Origin of the sequence: Escherichia sp. AM3 (assembly GCF_032029835.1) — a bacterium.
Lineage (GTDB): Bacteria > Pseudomonadota > Gammaproteobacteria > Enterobacterales > Enterobacteriaceae > Escherichia > Escherichia coli.
The window spans coordinates 16,198-32,147 of the sequence record NZ_JAVUPQ010000018.1; the positions used below are offsets into that span (position 1 = coordinate 16,198).

The 15,950-nt window shown below is 52.8% G+C and carries 16 protein-coding genes; 3 read left to right on the top strand and 13 right to left on the bottom strand.

Annotated features, from left to right (window positions below; genetic code table 11):
- Positions 1–27: 27 nt before the first annotated feature.
- The 5 genes from RTW80_RS09745 to ltnD form a co-directional block, all read right to left on the bottom strand.
- The gene (locus RTW80_RS09745; protein ID WP_000104459.1) at positions 28–1,392 is read right to left on the bottom strand and encodes a GntP family transporter; all 1,365 of its coding nucleotides are present in this window, start codon (positions 1,390–1,392) and stop codon (positions 28–30) included.
- 88 nt (positions 1,393–1,480) lie between these two features.
- Positions 1,481–2,257 (bottom strand): HPr family phosphocarrier protein, encoded by a 777-nt coding sequence (locus tag RTW80_RS09750; RefSeq protein ID WP_001136925.1) that lies wholly within the window; start codon positions 2,255–2,257, stop codon positions 1,481–1,483.
- Between the two features lie 4 nt (positions 2,258–2,261).
- Entirely contained in the window at positions 2,262–2,900 is a 639-nt protein-coding gene (locus tag RTW80_RS09755) for an aldolase (RefSeq protein WP_001278994.1), read from the bottom strand.
- Entirely contained in the window at positions 2,897–4,159 is a 1,263-nt protein-coding gene (gene otnK, locus RTW80_RS09760; protein WP_000590403.1) for a 3-oxo-tetronate kinase, read from the bottom strand. Before otnK ends, RTW80_RS09755 begins: the two co-directional genes overlap by 4 nt.
- Entirely contained in the window at positions 4,156–5,064 is a 909-nt protein-coding gene (ltnD, locus tag RTW80_RS09765) for an L-threonate dehydrogenase (RefSeq protein ID WP_000847971.1), read from the bottom strand. The genes otnK and ltnD overlap by 4 nt, the downstream gene beginning before the upstream one ends.
- A gap of 195 nt (positions 5,065–5,259) precedes the next feature.
- Between ltnD and ygbI the strand changes: the two genes are divergently transcribed.
- Entirely contained in the window at positions 5,260–6,027 is a 768-nt protein-coding gene (ygbI, locus tag RTW80_RS09770; RefSeq protein ID WP_001295181.1) for a DNA-binding transcriptional repressor YgbI, read from the top strand.
- A gap of 50 nt (positions 6,028–6,077) precedes the next feature.
- On the opposite strand, the gene pphB is transcribed toward ygbI, so the two are convergent.
- Both pphB and mutS read right to left on the bottom strand, forming a co-directional pair.
- Positions 6,078–6,734 carry a protein-serine/threonine phosphatase gene (pphB, locus tag RTW80_RS09775; RefSeq protein ID WP_001141320.1) on the bottom strand — a complete coding sequence of 219 codons (657 nt, stop codon included), beginning with the start codon at positions 6,732–6,734 and terminating at the stop codon, positions 6,078–6,080.
- A 105-nt stretch (positions 6,735–6,839) separates the two neighbouring features.
- A complete protein-coding gene (gene mutS, locus RTW80_RS09780) occupies positions 6,840–9,401 on the bottom strand; it encodes a DNA mismatch repair protein MutS (protein ID WP_001272928.1) in 2,562 nt (853 codons plus the stop codon).
- A gap of 75 nt (positions 9,402–9,476) precedes the next feature.
- On the opposite strand from mutS, the gene RTW80_RS09785 reads away from it, so the two are divergent.
- Both RTW80_RS09785 and RTW80_RS09790 read left to right on the top strand, forming a co-directional pair.
- Positions 9,477–9,611, top strand: coding sequence for a hypothetical protein (locus RTW80_RS09785; protein ID WP_000611932.1), 135 nt, complete (start codon positions 9,477–9,479; stop codon positions 9,609–9,611).
- A 76-nt stretch (positions 9,612–9,687) separates the two neighbouring features.
- Positions 9,688–10,041: a nitrous oxide-stimulated promoter family protein gene (locus RTW80_RS09790; RefSeq protein WP_000015497.1), complete on the top strand. Its 354-nt coding sequence runs from the start codon at positions 9,688–9,690 to the stop codon at positions 10,039–10,041.
- A gap of 36 nt (positions 10,042–10,077) precedes the next feature.
- Here the strand turns inward: RTW80_RS09790 and flhA are convergent, their stop codons facing one another.
- From flhA to hypA, 6 genes are all read right to left on the bottom strand, one after another.
- Complete coding sequence (flhA, locus tag RTW80_RS09795; RefSeq protein WP_001301332.1) at positions 10,078–12,156, bottom strand: formate hydrogenlyase transcriptional activator FlhA; 2,079 nt, start codon at positions 12,154–12,156, stop codon at positions 10,078–10,080.
- Positions 12,157–12,229: 73 nt separating this feature from the next.
- Positions 12,230–13,240, bottom strand: a complete 1,011-nt coding sequence (gene hypE / locus RTW80_RS09800; RefSeq protein ID WP_001059922.1) for a hydrogenase maturation carbamoyl dehydratase HypE — start codon at positions 13,238–13,240, stop codon at positions 12,230–12,232.
- Positions 13,237–14,358: a hydrogenase formation protein HypD gene (gene hypD, locus RTW80_RS09805; RefSeq protein WP_001212985.1), complete on the bottom strand. Its 1,122-nt coding sequence runs from the start codon at positions 14,356–14,358 to the stop codon at positions 13,237–13,239. The genes hypE and hypD overlap by 4 nt, the downstream gene beginning before the upstream one ends.
- Complete coding sequence (gene hypC, locus RTW80_RS09810) at positions 14,358–14,630, bottom strand: hydrogenase 3 maturation protein HypC (protein ID WP_000334881.1); 273 nt, start codon at positions 14,628–14,630, stop codon at positions 14,358–14,360. The genes hypD and hypC overlap by 1 nt, the downstream gene beginning before the upstream one ends.
- Complete coding sequence (hypB, locus tag RTW80_RS09815) at positions 14,621–15,493, bottom strand: hydrogenase nickel incorporation protein HypB (protein WP_000337665.1); 873 nt, start codon at positions 15,491–15,493, stop codon at positions 14,621–14,623. Before hypB ends, hypC begins: the two co-directional genes overlap by 10 nt.
- 3 nt (positions 15,494–15,496) lie before the next feature.
- Positions 15,497–15,847, bottom strand: a complete 351-nt coding sequence (hypA, locus tag RTW80_RS09820) for a hydrogenase maturation nickel metallochaperone HypA (RefSeq protein ID WP_001299100.1) — start codon at positions 15,845–15,847, stop codon at positions 15,497–15,499.
- Positions 15,848–15,950 lie beyond the last annotated feature (103 nt).

A 15,950-nucleotide genomic window follows, 5' to 3' on the forward strand; every position in this document is an offset into this window, starting at 1 on the left:
GATGCCCATCGGACCTTTTTATTAAGGTCAAATTACCGCCCATACGCACCAGGTAATTAAGAATCCGGTAAAACCGAGAATGGTCGTTAACACTGTCCAGGTTTTCAGACCGTCTGCTACCGACAACCCCAGATATTTGGTCACAATCCAGAACCCTGAGTCATTAATATGTGACGCGCCAAGCCCACCAAAGCAGGCTGCCAGCGTCACCAATACGCACTGAATCGGATTCAATCCCATCACCGCTTCTGAGAGTAACCCGCCGGTTGTCAGGATTGCTACGGTTGCTGACCCCTGCGATGCACGCAGCGCCAGTGAAATAATAAATGCGGCTGGTAACAGAGGCAGGTCAATCATTTGTAGCATGTTGGCAAGGGCTTTGCCGACGCCCGATTCCACCAGCACTTTGCCAAATACCCCTCCAGCACCAGTAACCAAAATCACTACCGCCGCAGTGGGAAGGGCTGAGCCCATAATGTCGCTGGTGTGTTGTAAGCTCCAGCCGCGACGTAAAGCCAATAACCAGAATGCCAGCACCAGCGCAATCATTAGAGCTACCATTGGTGAGCCGATCAGCTGTAGCGTACCAAGCAGGGGATGCGAAGGCGGCATCAGTGTTGCGGAAACCGTACCCGCCATGATAATCGCGATAGGAATAACAATTAGCGAGGTGACCAGCGCGACGCCCGGTGGATTTATTTTATCGCTTAATTTTGTCGCGCCTTCCTCACTGGCCGGAGCCAGTTGCATCTGTTCCAGTACTTCTACTGACATCGCATATTGGCGCTTATTGATTATTTTCGCTGCAAAGTAGCCAACAACCCCTACGGGAATAGAAATCGCAATACCGATGATGGTTAGCCAGCCGATGTCTGCGTGGAGTAACCCCGCTGCGGCGACAGGGCCTGGATGCGGCGGTACCGCCACGTGAACAGTGAGCATGATCCCAGCGACAGGCAGGCCAAATTTGAGTGGCGATATTTTGGCAACCTTGGCAAAACCGTAAATGATTGGCGCAAGAATAATAAAGCCGACATCAAAGAAGACGGGAATACCGAGGAAGAACGCTGCCAGAGTCAGCGCAGCGATAGTTCGTTTGTCACCTAACTTGCGACTGAAATAATTAGCCAGTGACTCTGCACCACCAGAGTGTTCGATCATACGCCCCAGCATAGCGCCCAGACCAATAATAATAGTGACGGAACCAAGCACACCGCCCATCCCGGCGATCATCACTTTACCCACTTCGCCCGCCGGTATACCCGCCGCAAGTGCGACTAACAGGCTGACGAGGAGCAGAGCAACGAATGGTTGTACCTTTGCCTTGATGACCAGCAGCAACAGCATGATTACGCCAGTTAACGCAATGCATAACAATGTAATTGTGGACATGGGAAACCCTGTCTGAAAGTTATAGTTAACCTACCCCATCCGTAGATGGGGGGATGTATGGGTACGTTGTAATTAGGGATTTAACGAATTAGCGCCAGGCGTCAAACCAGCCAAGCCCTTCTTCGGTGAGGCCACGAGGTTTATATTCACAACCGATCCAGCCCTGATATCCCACCTCATCGAACAGGCGGAACAGCCACGGATAGTTGATTTCTCCATCGTCCGGTTCATGTCGATCAGGTAGTCCGGCAATTTGTACGTGCGCATATTTCCCGGCGTAGTCGCGGATTAAATGCGTCAGGTTGCCATCTACTTTTTGCGCATGAAAAGTATCTAGTTGAATAAACACGTTATCTCGCGCAACTTCTTCAACAATAGCCAGTGCCTGATACTGGCTGGAGAAGAGATAATGAGGCTTAACGCCGGGGCTGAGTGCTTCAACTAATATTCGCTTGCCGTGTGGCGCAAAGCGGTCGGCAGCGTAGCGGAGATTATCGATAAATACTGCCCGGTACCGTTCAGCATCTTCGCCAGCGGGCACGACGCCTGCCATCACATGGACTTGTTCACAATTGAGCGCCAATGCATATTCCAGTGCCAGGTCGATGTCTGCGTGTGCTTCGTGCTCACGTCCGGGAAGGGCGGATAATCCCCATTCCCCCGCATTAATATCTCCGGGAGCGGTATTGAACAGCGCCAGTGTCAGATGGTTTTGCTCCAGTTGCTTTTGGATTTGCAGGGTGGAGTAGTCATAGGGAAACAGAAATTCCACAGCATCAAACCCGGCTTTTCGCGCTGCGGCGAAGCGTTCAATAAAAGGCACTTCGGTGAACATCATGGATAAATTAGCTGCAAAACGAGGCATTGCATTAACTCCTTAATTCCGCAATTTCACCTGCGGTCAGATAACGGATCGGGCGGTCACCGAGAATAAAAATCAGCTTTGCCGTTTCCTCCAGCTCTTCCATATTGTTGGCGGCTTCTTGCAGGCTTTCACCGCAAACCACTGGGCCATGATTTGCCAGTAAAAAAGCCTGATTGTCTGCTGCCAGTTCCGCCAGATCCTGTGCGATGCGTTTATCGCCCGGTCGGTAATAAGGCACCAGCGGGACATTTCCCATCCGCATCACCACGTATGGTGTGAACGGACGAATAACGTTGCTGCTGTCCAGCCCTTGCAGGCAGGAAAGCGCCGTCGACCATGTGCTGTGCAAATGCACCACCGCTTTACAACGCGGATTGTTGCGATACAGCGCCAGATGAAAGAGCACCTCTTTCGAGGGTTTGTCACCACTTAACCATTCGCCATCCGCGGCGACTTTGGAAAGCCGCTGCGGATCGAGATTGCCCAGGCATGAACCTGTCGGTGTCGCCAGTAAATTCCCGTCAGGTAAAAGCAGCGACAGATTGCCAGCCGAACCGGTTGCATAGCCGCGCTGAAAGAATGAACTGGCAATCCGCGTCATCTCCTCTCGCAAAGACTGCTCTACTTTTGCGAAATCGCTCATGATAAAAACTCTCTTTGGGCTCGTGAAAAAAAGGCGTCATCACCGAAGTTGCCAGATTTAAGGGCGAGTGAGACAGGCTTATCCAGTGCGTTTACCCACGGCACGCCGGGGGAAATGGTTGGGCCAATATGAAACCCTTTTATTCCCAGGCTCTGTGTGACTACGCCGGAGGTCTCACCGCCTGCGACAATAAAGCGTGTCACGCCTTCCGCTGCTAACCGCGCCGCTAGTTGAGAAAACAGTGTTTCTACTGCCTGACTGGCTTTTTGTGCACCGTATTGCTGTTGAATTGCTGCCAATGCGTCAGTGCTGGCGGTGGCAAAAACCAGTGGAGCAAGTACACTTTCCTGGCCCAGAACCCACTCTGCCAGTTCGTGTGCATAAGCGGCCAGAGTTTCAATTGAGAGGCAGCGTGCCACATCAACTTCACGGGCTGGTGCAATTTGACGGTAATGTGCTACCTGGCGGTTGGTCATTTGAGAGCATGAACCGGAGAGCACTACGCCGCGCCCAGCGAGCGGACGCCCTGCTTTGCGAGCCTGGTTACCGTTTTCTTGCGCCCACTGCCGGGCCAGGCCAATCGCCAGACCAGAACCGCCCGTTACCAGTGGGGCATCGCGCAAGGCTTCTCCCTGAATTTCCAGATGGTGTTCGGTCAGCGCATCAAGCACCGCGTAGCGGTAGCCCTCTTGCTGTAAGCGAGCCAGCTCTTGACGAACGGCATCCACACCTTGTTCGAAAACATGTGCCGAAACGACGCCGCAGCGCCCTGTGGATTGCGCTTCAACCAGACGGGGAAGATAGCTGTCGGTCATGGGATTTACCGGGTGATGGCGCATCCCGGATTCGGCCAGCAGTTGATTCATTACGAACAAATACCCCTGATAAACCGTACGTCCGTTGACCGGCAGGGCCGGAGAGAAGACCGTAAACGGCGTGTCGAGAGCATCCATTAAGGCATCGGTAACCGGGCCAATATTACCTTTCGCCGTACTGTCGAAAGTAGAGCAGTATTTGAAATAGATCTGTTTGCAACCTTGCTGTTGCAACCAGCTCAGAGCCGCCAGCGATTGCTGTGTGGCTTCAACCACTGGACAGGAGCGCGTTTTCAGGCTGATCACCAGTGCGTCGATTGCTTCCGGCATTTTACCTGTTGGAACACCGTTAATTTGTACCGTTGGTAGACCGTTTTCCACCAGAAAACTGGCGATATCCGTCGCGCCGGTAAAATCATCGGCGATAACGCCAATCTTGATCATGATTTCGCTCCCGGTAGAGTGATGCCAGAGAAAATCTTGATAACTGCGCTATCGTCTTCTTTCCCGTAACCCGCGTTACTGGCGCTGGTGAACATATTCAATGCTGTTGAGGCCAATGGCAGCGGGAAGTGCAGGGCTTTGGCTGTATCGGCAACCAGACCAAGATCCTTAACAAAAATATCGACGGCTGAATGCGGGGTGTAATCGCCATCCACCACATGACGCATCCGGTTTTCGAACATCCAGGAATTTCCGGCGGCATTGGTCACGACGTCATACATCACATCCAGCGGGATCCCCGCACGGGCTGCAAGTGCCATCGCTTCGGCTCCGGCAGCAATATGTACGCCCGCTAACAACTGGTGAATAATTTTTACGGTCGAACCTAGTCCCGGTTCTGCACCTATGCGATAAACTTTTCCGGCAACGGCTTCCAGCACGGGTGCCAGTCGTTCAAAGGCAATATCGCTACCGGAGGCCATGATAGTCATTTCACCGTTAGCGGCTTTTACTGCACCTCCAGAAACTGGCGCATCCAGCATTTCCAGATCGAATCCAGCCAGAGCGATAGCAATTTCTTGCGCATCAGCACTAGCGATAGTGGAAGAAACCATTACTGCCGTACCGGGTTTCAGATGTTGTGCAACGCCTGTTTCACCAAACAGCACCTGTTTAACCTGGGCCGCATTGACCACCAGCACCAGCAGAGCGTCCAGTTTTTCGGCAAACGTCGCGGCGTTATCAGAAACCCCGCAAGCACCTGCCTCTTTCAACGTAGCGCAGGCATTGCTGTTCAGGTCTGCGCCCCAGGTAGAAAGACCTGCGCGGACACATGACAGTGCTGCTCCCATTCCCATTGACCCTAAGCCAACGATACCGACATGAAACTCAGATCCCGTTTTCATCTGCTCTCCTTGTTAATTTAAGTGATATTTTGTTTGATATTGTGAATATAAGCGCTGGAAGATAACGATATGGTGAGCTGATTCACATAAATTAACATTGTGTGTTATTTTATGTGAACTAAGCGTTAGTTGCGCCGCGCACGTTTCGCAGGCAAATAGCGTAGAATGTCAGCAGGACAAAGGAAGGAGCAAAAGTTGATACCCGTAGAGCGTCGCCAAATCATCCTTGAGATGGTAGCTGAAAAAGGCATTGTCAGTATTGCTGAACTAACGGACAGAATGAATGTGTCACATATGACCATTCGTCGGGATTTACAAAAACTGGAGCAGCAGGGAGCCGTTGTGCTGGTGTCCGGAGGCGTCCAGTCTCCGGGACGCGTGGCGCATGAACCTTCTCATCAGGTAAAAACTGCGCTGGCAATGACGCAAAAAGCGGCTATTGGCAAGCTGGCGGCAAGTCTTGTTCAGCCGGGAAGTTGTATCTATCTGGATGCGGGAACGACCACGTTAGCGATAGCACAGCATCTGATTCACATGGAGTCACTGACTGTGGTCACAAACGATTTCGTTATTGCAGACTACTTGCTCGACAACAGTAATTGCACAATTATTCACACTGGCGGTGCAGTGTGTCGGGAAAACCGTTCCTGTGTCGGGGAAGCCGCTGCGACCATGCTGCGCAGCCTGATGATTGATCAGGCTTTTATTTCTGCATCGTCATGGAGTGTGCGGGGGATTTCTACGCCAGCGGAAGATAAAGTCACGGTGAAACGGGCGATTGCCAGTGCCAGCCGCCAGCGAGTTTTGGTCTGTGATGCGACGAAATATGGTCAGGTGGCGACATGGCTGGCGTTACCATTAAGCGAGTTTGATCAGATTATCACAGACGACGGTTTGCCGGAGAGTGCCAGTCGCGCGCTGGCGAAGCAGGATCTCTCTTTGCTGGTAGCGAAAAATGAATAATGGCCTGCAATAACATTTGGTTACTCATGCTTCACAGAAGAAGCATGAGACTACTTTATTTTATAAAATGACAGCCGCCCGCTTTTCGGCGTGCCGGTATCAATATAAATCTGGTTAGCGAACGTCTGAATGTTATCAAACATCATATGTCCAAATATAAAATAATCAGCGCCGTTTATTTGTTGTAACTCGCCATTAAGCGATTTCTGCACACGATCAACAGGCCAGAGTAATTCGCTTTCTACTATTTCTTTACCAAACTGATATTCATCACCCGGATAATCTGCATGTGCGATGACATATTTTATGTTGTCATTAATGATTTCAATAATATGTGGAAGGTGATGGAATTTCAGCAACAGATCTATTGCCTCTTGTTGCTCTGAATCATTTAAATCGAAAAACCAGTCACCACCGCTGGCAAGCCACATATTTCCATCGCCGGTCGCGAACGCATCCAGCGCCATTGCTTCGTGGTTGCCTTTAACCGGCGTAAACCAGGGCTGGTTTAGCAGGCGCAGCACGTTAAGACTCTCCGGCCCACGATCGATGTTATCGCCTACCGAAATAAGTAAGTCGGTTTCAGGGCAAAAAGAGAGTTGATGTAAGCGGGATTGTAATAATTGATATTCACCATGAATATCACCAACGACCCATATATGGCGATAGTGATGGGCATTAATTTTTTGATAGCGTGTAGATGGCATGGTTTTACCCTGTAAAATAAGCTTTCCTATTATACAGGGTGTTTTTATTTTATTCGTCAGTTGTCGTTAATATTCCCGATAGCAAAAGACTATCGGGAATTGTTATTACACCAGGCTCTTCAAGCGATAAATCCATTCCAGCGCCTGACGCGGAGTCAGTGAATCCGGGTCCAGGTTTTCCAGAGCTTCGACCGCTGGCGAGGTTTCTTCCGGTACTGACAGCAAAGACATTTGCGTACCATCCACTTGCGTAGCGGCGGCGTTCGGCGAAATGCTTTCCAGCTCACGCAGTTTTTGCCGTGCGCGCTTAATCACCTCTTTTGGCACGCCTGCCAGAGCTGCAACCGCCAGGCCGTAGCTTTTGCTCGCCGCGCCATCCTGCACGCTGTGCATAAAGGCAATGGTGTCGCCGTGCTCCAGTGCATCGAGATGCACGTTGGCGACGCCTTCCATTTTCTCCGGTAACTGTGTCAGCTCGAAATAGTGGGTGGCAAACAGCGTCAACGCTTTAATCTTATTCGCCAGATTTTCCGCGCACGCCCACGCCAGCGACAGACCATCGTAAGTGGAAGTTCCGCGCCCAATCTCATCCATCAGCACCAGACTGTACTCGGTGGCGTTATGTAAAATATTGGCGGTTTCAGTCATCTCCACCATAAAGGTTGAGCGCCCGGAAGCCAGGTCATCTGCCGCGCCTACGCGGGTAAAGATACGGTCAATCGGGCCAATCTCGACTTTTTGCGCCGGTACGTAGCTGCCGATATAGGCCATCAGCGCAATCAACGCGGTCTGGCGCATATAGGTACTTTTACCGCCCATGTTCGGACCGGTGATGATCAACATACGGCGCTGCGGCGACAGATTCAGCGGGTTAGCGATAAATGGCTCATTCAGTACTTGTTCAACTACCGGATGGCGACCTTCGGTAATGCGAATGCCCGGTTTATCAATGAAGGTCGGGCAGGTGTAGTTCAGGGTATAGGCCCGTTCCGCCAGGTTAACCAGCACGTCGAGTTCCGCCAGCGCGCTCGCGCTCTGTTGCAACGCTTCCAGATGCGGCAACAGCAGGTCGAACAGCTCTTCATAAAGCTGTTTTTCCAGTGCCAGTGCTTTGCCTTTTGAGGTGAGAACTTTATCTTCGTACTCTTTTAGCTCTGGAATGATGTAGCGCTCGGCGTTTTTCAGCGTCTGGCGACGCATGTAGTTGATGGGTGCCAGATGGCTTTGCCCACGGCTGATTTGAATGTAGTAGCCGTGCACCGCATTAAAGCCAACTTTCAGCGTGTCCAGGCCGGTACGTTCACGCTCGCGGACTTCCAGACGCTCCAGATAATCGGTCGCGCCGTCAGCCAGCGCGCGCCACTCATCCAGCTCTTCGTTATAGCCCGATGCGATAACACCACCGTCGCGTACCAGCACCGGCGGTGTGTCGATGATTGCTCGCTCCAGCAGATCGCGCAGCTCGGCAAACTCGCCCATCTTCTCACGTAGCGCCTGTACCGGTGCACTATCGACAGTTTCTAACTGCGCACGCAGCTCCGGCAGTTGCTGGAAAGCGTGGCGCATACGGGCCAGATCGCGTGGGCGAGCAGTTCGTAAAGCCAGACGTGCCAGAATACGTTCCAGGTCGCCGACCTGACGCAGTACCGGCTGTAGCCCGGCGGTGAAATCCTGCAATGCGCCAATAGTTTGCTGGCGCTCAAGCAACACGCGGGTATCGCGCACTGGCATATGCAGCCAGCGTTTCAGCATACGGCTGCCCATCGGCGTGACGGTGCAGTCGAGCACAGAAGCCAGCGTATTTTCCGCACCACCCGCCAGGTTCTGGGTGATTTCCAGATTACGACGCGTCGCGGCATCCATAATGATGCTGTCCTGCTCACGTTCCATGGTGATGGAACGAATATGCGGCAGAGTCGTACGTTGGGTATCTTTCGCATACTGCAACAGACAACCGGCAGCACAAAGTCCGCGCGGCGCGTTCTCGACGCCAAAACCGACCAGATCGCGGGTCCCAAATTGCAGATTCAACTGCTGGCGCGCGGTGTCGATTTCAAACTCCCACAGCGGGCGACGGCGCAGGCCGCGACGGCCTTCAATTAACGACATTTCAGCAAAATCTTCTGCATACAGCAGTTCCGCAGGATTAGTGCGTTGCAGTTCTGCCGCCATCGTTTCGCGGTCAGCCGGTTCGCTCAGGCGAAAACGCCCGGAACTGATATCCAGCGTCGCGTAGCCGAAACCTTTGCTGTCCTGCCAGATAGCCGCCAGCAGGTTGTCCTGACGCTCCTGCAACAGGGCTTCATCGCTGATGGTGCCTGGCGTAACGATACGCACAACTTTGCGCTCAACCGGACCTTTGCTGGTCGCCGGATCGCCAATTTGTTCGCAGATGGCAACGGACTCTCCCTGATTCACCAGTTTGGCGAGATAGTTTTCCACCGCATGGTAGGGAATCCCCGCCATCGGGATCGGCTCTCCCGCCGAAGCACCGCGTTTGGTCAGTGAAATATCCAGCAGTTGCGACGCGCGTTTTGCGTCGTCATAAAACAGTTCATAAAAATCACCCATCCGGTAAAACAGCAGGATCTCGGGATGCTGGGCTTTCAGCCTGAGATACTGCTGCATCATGGGCGTATGGGCGTCGAAATTTTCTATTGCACTCATGGGGTTATGTCCGGTTCCCTGATATTAAATGGGGTGTGATGGTTTTTATTTTCGTTGTAATCACATAAGGCGCACATGATACCGGAGTTAATCATTTCAGGGGAAGAAGCGAACGGCGAGTTCTTGATGCTGGTTCCGGGAAAGATGCTGTTTTGCAGCTTTTGCGTGATGCTTATGAAGCAAGTACGCAAAATTGTATCGGTTGGCTAACCCTTCTTCTTTGGAGTCATAGTGCCCTTTAAGATTAAGATGTAATATAAATACATCTTAATGAGGTGGAGGCAGCATGTCCGGCAAGCGTATCTCTCGTGAAAAACTGACGATTAAAAAAATGATCGATCTTTATCAAGCGAAATGCCCGCAGGCGTCAGCGGAGCCGGAGCATTACGAGGCGTTGTTTGTTTACGCGCAAAAGCGGCTGGATAAATGTGTGTTCGGCGAAGAGAAACCAGCCTGTAAGCAGTGTCCGGTGCACTGTTACCAGCCTGCAAAGCGTGAAGAGATGAAACAGATTATGCGTTGGGCCGGGCCGAGAATGCTGTGGCGTCATCCGATCTTAACCGTGCGTCATCTCATCGATGACAAGCGTCCGGTGCCAGAACTGCCGGAAAAATATCGTCCGAAAAAACCTCATGAATAGTATGCCGGACAGGCAGATCTGTCCGGCAATTTGCAGTTAAATCAATGCCGATTTATCAATTCCCAGCCGCTTCATCCGTGACAGCAGGGTCGTGCGTTTCAGCCCCAGACGTTGCGCAGCGCCTTTAGGCCCGGCAACCACGCCGTTGGTTTCTTTCAGCACGCGCACAATCAACTGATATTCATCTTCGCCCTCCAGGGCGACAACCGTTGCGGCAGGCGGCGTTTCAGGTTCCGGTAAAACAATATCTGGCAATGACAGCTGCAGCACGTTACCGCGTGTTAGCAATACCGCGCGCTCAATGACGTTTTCCAGTTCGCGTACGTTACCCGGCCACTCCATGTTGCTCAAGGTGCGCAGCGTCTCGGCAGGAATGCTGTCGATATTGCGCCCCAGACGACGGGCAATTTTGAAGGTAAAGGCTTTCGCCAGCAGCGGAATATCTTCCGGACGCTCGCGTAGTGGCGGCAGGTGAATCGGGAATACGTTCAGGCGGTAATAGAGATCGCTACGGAACTCACGGTCGGCGACCATTTTTTTCAGATCGCGGTTAGTCGCGGCGATTAGACGCACGTCCGTCTGAATGATTTTGTTGCTGCCGAGACGTTCAAACTCCTGTTCCTGCAATACACGCAGCAACTTCGGCTGTAACTCCAGTGGCATATCGCCCACTTCGTCGAGGAACAGGGAGCTTTTATCCGCCAGTTCAAAACGACCGATACGCTGGGCGCTGGCACCGGTAAAAGCCCCACGCTCATGACCAAACAGATCGCTTTCCAGCAATCCGGCAGGCATCGCCGCGCAGTTCATTTTGACCATGCGGCGATTATTACGCCCACTGAGATTATGGATCGCACGGGCAATCAGCTCTTTACCCGTGCCAGTTTCACCGAGGATCAGCACGGTACTGTCACTTTGCGCCACCATTTCAACTTGTTTAAGCACGCTGTACATGGCTTCGCTGCGGCCAATAATCTCGCCAAATTCACTATCAACATTGTTGAGCTGCTCGGTCAGGGCGAGGTTTTCATCAACCAGCCGTTCTTTCAGACGATGGATTTCCTGATAGGCGAGGGCGTTATCGACAGCGATTGCCACACGTTCGGCAATCTGGCGCAGTAAATTCAGATTGGTAGTGGTAAACACTTTCTCTTCGCATTGCGCCAGTTTCAACACGCCCAGCATGGTGTCGCCAGACATCAGCGGTAACAGGCACAAGGTTTGAATCTGGTTGCCCCAGGTGTCGAACAACATGCGTTCATAGGGGGCTAAATCGTCCCGCTCGTGGAGATTGATCAGCAGCATCTCTTTACTTTTGAACACGCGTTCGGTGAGGGTTCCGGCTTCATCGACTTCGCTCTGTTCGTGGGCGGGATGCTGTTTATCAAGATAGTGAGTGGAGTAGATGTTGAGTTTGTTTTTACGGTGGCTGCGTAAGACGATACTGATATCGTCAATGTCGAAATAGTAATGGATTTCTTTGGCGACTTCGCTGACCAGTTCGTCCATATCCAGGCGGGAAAGCACCGCGTTGGTGATGGCGACCAGGATGCGGAAGTTATCGCGTTCCCGGCATAACAACTCATAGTCGACATTGTTAACGACGCGGCTCTGGATTTGTTCGGTGACGACAGAAACGATCTGCGTAAATGTTTGCAGACGATTGAACTCTTTTTCGCTCCAGGGGCGATCGTCATAACGAATAAATTCACAGCCACCAAAAATATGCCCTTCCGCCGCCAGTGGCATCAGGCAATAGTGACCAAATTTTGGGTATAGCCCACCTGCGTCCAGCTGCGGCCAGGTTTCACAAAATTCTTCGTAACTGCAATGCAGCGTATCAGGGCGCGACAAAATGCTGCGTACCGGACCGTGTGCCAGAACAGTTTCGTCTTCATATTTAATGGGGGTGTCTTTTTCACGCGACGCGTAATAAGACGCACGTTGAGTCTGCGCTTGCCACAACACAATAGCCGCGTTGTCGGCGAGCGCAGAACGCTTTACCAGTTGCGAAAGAGCCTCACACAGCGAGGCCAGATCGGGCTGCTGCAATAGTGTCCGAGTGATGTCGAACAACCCTTGTTGTCCGAGATCACTCATCGGTGTATATGACATTTTGTTCTTCCAGGAAAGCACCGCAAAGCGGTGCAAAAGGTCATTGACTAACTATAGGAGATTTAGAATTTTATTAGCATATACGCGGAAGCGGTTCGGCGTGTGGTAAATCGAGGGTTCGTTTCACGCCATACAGACCGGCAAGACGAACACCTTTACGTTCCACCACTTCACCAATCAGCGCCGCGTCTTTCCCCAGTGGATGGGAATGTAACGCTGCCAGCACTTGCTCTGCCGCGTTGCGTTCAACAGCTATTACTAGTTTGCCTTCGTTGGCAAAGTTCAGGGCGTCCAGTCCCAGCAATTCGCAAACGCCACGCACGGCAGGTTTAACAGGCAGTGCCGCTTCTGAAAGTTCAATACCACAACCGCAGGCTGCCGCGAACTCATGAACCACCGCGTTTACACCACCACGGGTGGCATCACGCAGCGCTTTCACGCCGGGAATGTCACGCAGCGTCTGAATAAGCGGCGTCAGCACCGCGCAGTCGCTGACCAGTTCGCCATCCAGCCCCAGCTGCTCACGCAGGTTAAGGATAGTCGCCCCGTGGTCGCCGAGTGTACCGCTCACCAGCAATACATCGCCTGCGGTTAGCGTCTGTGCGCCCCAGTGAATATTCGCCGGAATTGCGCCCATGCCAGCGGTGTTGATAAACAGTTTATCTACCGCGCCGCGCTGCACCACTTTAGTATCGCCAGTAACGATGGCAATGCCTGCCGCGCGGGCGGTTTCTGCCATGCTGGTCACTACGGCTTTCAGTGTCTCCATCGGCAATCCTTCTTCGAGGATAAAGCCACAGGAGAGATAGCGCGGAATAGCGCCACTGACCGCAACGTCATTGGCTGTGCCGCAAATCGCCAGCTTGCCGATATTACCGCCAGGGAAGAACAGCGGGTCAATAACGTAACTGTCGGTGGAGAACGCCAGACGGTCGCCTTCCGCTACCAGCTGCGCCAGATCAAGACGTGCCTGATCTTCCTGCTCTGCCAGCCACGGGTTGGCAAAGGCTTCCATAAACAGGCTGTTGATTAATTGCTGCATCGCCTGGCCGCCGCTACCGTGGGCGAGTTGGATATTATTCACGCTTCACTCTCCTGCTGACGATACTGATACCACGCGGCGCACGCTCCTTCGGAGGAAACCATCAGCGCACCAAACGCGGTTTGAGGATTACAGGTGTTACCAAACAGCGGGCATTGATGCGGCTTACATTTGCCCGTTAATACCTCACCACAACGCGCGCGCGGGTCATCGCAGACCTGCTGCGGTGCCGGGCGGAAATGTGCTTCGGCATCGAATCGTTGATAATCCGGCGTCAGGTGCACGCCAGAAGATTCAATCACGCCTAAGCCGCGCCATTCGCTGTCGCCGTTGACACAGAACACATCGGCAATCGCCTGTTGCGCCAGCAGGTTACCGGCATCCGGTACCACTCGACGATACTGATTCTCTACCTTGCTGTGGGCCGCTATTTTCTGCTGCACCAGCATGACCACGCCTTGTAGTAGATCAAGGGGTTCGAATCCAGCAACCACCAGCGGACGATGAAAATCGCTGGCGATAAAATTATAGGCGTCGGTGCCGATAACCATACTGACGTGACCCGGCGCGAGGAACGCATCGATACCGTTATCCGGCTGTTCCAGCAAACTGCGCAACGTCGGGATAAGCGTAATGTGCTGGCAGAAGAAGTAAAAATTCTGCACATCACGCGCTTTCGCCTGTTGCAGAGTGATAGCGGTGGTCGGCATAGTGGTTTCAAAACCTAAGCCGAAGAACACCACTTTGCGGGTTGGATTCTCCTGCGCCAGTTTCAACGCATCCATCGGCGAGTAAACGATGCGCACATCGGCACCGCGTGCTTTTGCCTGCAACAGCGATCCCTGTTTCCCCGGCACGCGCATGGCGTCGCCAAAGGTACAGAAGATGACTTCCGGATGGCTGGCAATCTCCACGCAGGTGTCGATTCTACCCATCGGCAGTACGCACACCGGGCACCCCGGACCGTGGATAAACTCAACGTTTTCCGGCAGTAACTGGTCGAGGCCGAATTTAAAGATAGCGTGGGTATGACCGCCACACACTTCCATAATCCGCAGAGGGCGTTCGGCGGTGTAAGAGAGATGTGAAGCACGTTCGCGCAGATGCTCAATTAACTGCATCACCTGTTCCGGCGCGCGATATTCATCAACAAAACGCATTATTTTTCCTCGCCATACAACAGCGCGCCGACATCCGGCTCAACGTCAAACATGTTTTGTAAGGCGTCGAGAGTGTCGCGTGCTTCGGCTTCATTAATTACGCTCATGGCAAAGCCAACGTGTACCAGTACCCACTGGCCCACGCGCGGCTGACCGTTTTCATCGCAGCTGCCGACTAACGTTAAATCGACATCGCGCTGAATGCCGCAGACGTCGACTTTCGCCTGGTTGCCGTCAATGGTGCGGATCTGGCCGGGAACGCCTATGCACATCGCTGTGTCTCCAGCCAGTTCAGCCACTGGTCCATCCCTTCGCCGCTGGTGGCGGAAATAAGGATGATTTCAATTTCTGGATTGACTTCGCGGGCGCAGGCGATGCACTTTTCAACGTCAAAGTTGAGATACGGCAACAGGTCAACTTTGTTGAGCAGCATCAGCGAGGCGGCGGCAAACATATGCGGATATTTCAGCGGTTTGTCTTCACCTTCGGTAACGGAAAGCACCGCCACTTTGTGTTTTTCACCGAGATCGAAGCTGGCCGGGCATACGAGGTTGCCAACGTTTTCGATAAACAGAATACCGTTATCGTCCAGTGGCAGACGCGGTGCGGCGTCGGCAATCATCTGTGCGTCAAGATGGCAGCCTTTACCGGTGTTCACCTGAATCGCTGGTGTGCCGGTAGCGCGAATGCGTGCGGCATCGTTCACGGTTTGCTGGTCGCCTTCAATAACTGCGCACGGAACGCTGTCTTTCAGGCGCATTAGGGTTTCCGTCAGCAGGGTGGTTTTACCGGAACCAGGGCTGGAAACCAGGTTGAGCACCAGTTGCTTGCGGGCAGCAAAGCGCGCGCGGTTGCGTTCAGCCAGACGGTTATTTTTGTCCAGCACGTCAATTTCGACTTCCAGCATCCGACGCTGGCTCATGCCCGGTGCGTGAGTGCCCGCTTCGCCATGACCGTAATGCAGGTCGCCTTCTTCAGTCTGGCTGGGGGTAAATTCAGGCGCTTTAATGCCGGTGATTTTCATCTTCGGGCGTGCCGCCGGGGCAAATGGCGCGCTACGAAACGCGGAATGAGGGTTATGTTCATCACCCTCGATATACAGGTTGCCTTCACCGCAACCGCATGTTGTACACATCGCTCACTCCTGGTCTATTTCTATCCGCCGAATCTGTAAACCGTCGTCTGCCACAATCTGCAGCATGTCACCATGACACTGTGGACAGCGGCGGACGCGCTGGGTCAGTAGCGTCACATACTGTTGGCATGTTTCACACCAGCATTCGGCCTCTTGTTCTTCGAGGTGCAGTTTACAACCTTCCGCCACGCTGCCGCGGCAAACCAGATCAAAACAAAAGGCAAGAGAGCTGGTTTCGACACAAGAAAATGCGCCAATTTTGAGCCAGACCCCAGTTACGCGTTTTGCGCCGTGTTTTGCGGCCTGCTGTTCGATCAATTCCAGTGCCCGTTGGCAGAGGGTTATTTCGTGCATATCGCCTCCCATTAACTATTGCCAGCTACAAGCAATAATTGTGCCAGTGTTGATTATCCCTGCGGTGAATAATGTCGATGATGTCGAAATGACACGTCGACAC

Excerpts from the sequence above, each read along its gene's own strand:
- RTW80_RS09745 (WP_000104459.1), bottom strand. The coding sequence starts at position 1,392 with ATGTCCACAATTACATTGTTATGCATTGCGTTAACTGGCGTAATCATG.
- RTW80_RS09750 (WP_001136925.1), bottom strand. The coding sequence starts at position 2,257 with ATGCCTCGTTTTGCAGCTAATTTATCCATGATGTTCACCGAAGTGCCT.
- RTW80_RS09755 (WP_001278994.1), bottom strand. The coding sequence starts at position 2,900 with ATGAGCGATTTCGCAAAAGTAGAGCAGTCTTTGCGAGAGGAGATGACG.
- otnK (WP_000590403.1), bottom strand. The coding sequence starts at position 4,159 with ATGATCAAGATTGGCGTTATCGCCGATGATTTTACCGGCGCGACGGAT.
- ltnD (WP_000847971.1), bottom strand. The coding sequence starts at position 5,064 with ATGAAAACGGGATCTGAGTTTCATGTCGGTATCGTTGGCTTAGGGTCA.
- pphB (WP_001141320.1), bottom strand. The coding sequence starts at position 6,734 with ATGCCATCTACACGCTATCAAAAAATTAATGCCCATCACTATCGCCAT.
- mutS (WP_001272928.1), bottom strand. The coding sequence starts at position 9,401 with ATGAGTGCAATAGAAAATTTCGACGCCCATACGCCCATGATGCAGCAG.
- RTW80_RS09785 (WP_000611932.1), top strand. The coding sequence starts at position 9,477 with ATGATACCGGAGTTAATCATTTCAGGGGAAGAAGCGAACGGCGAGTTC.
- RTW80_RS09790 (WP_000015497.1), top strand. The coding sequence starts at position 9,688 with ATGTCCGGCAAGCGTATCTCTCGTGAAAAACTGACGATTAAAAAAATG.
- flhA (WP_001301332.1), bottom strand. The coding sequence starts at position 12,156 with ATGTCATATACACCGATGAGTGATCTCGGACAACAAGGGTTGTTCGAC.
- hypD (WP_001212985.1), bottom strand. The coding sequence starts at position 14,358 with ATGCGTTTTGTTGATGAATATCGCGCGCCGGAACAGGTGATGCAGTTA.
- hypC (WP_000334881.1), bottom strand. The coding sequence starts at position 14,630 with ATGTGCATAGGCGTTCCCGGCCAGATCCGCACCATTGACGGCAACCAG.
- hypB (WP_000337665.1), bottom strand. The coding sequence starts at position 15,493 with ATGTGTACAACATGCGGTTGCGGTGAAGGCAACCTGTATATCGAGGGT.
- hypA (WP_001299100.1), bottom strand. The coding sequence starts at position 15,847 with ATGCACGAAATAACCCTCTGCCAACGGGCACTGGAATTGATCGAACAG.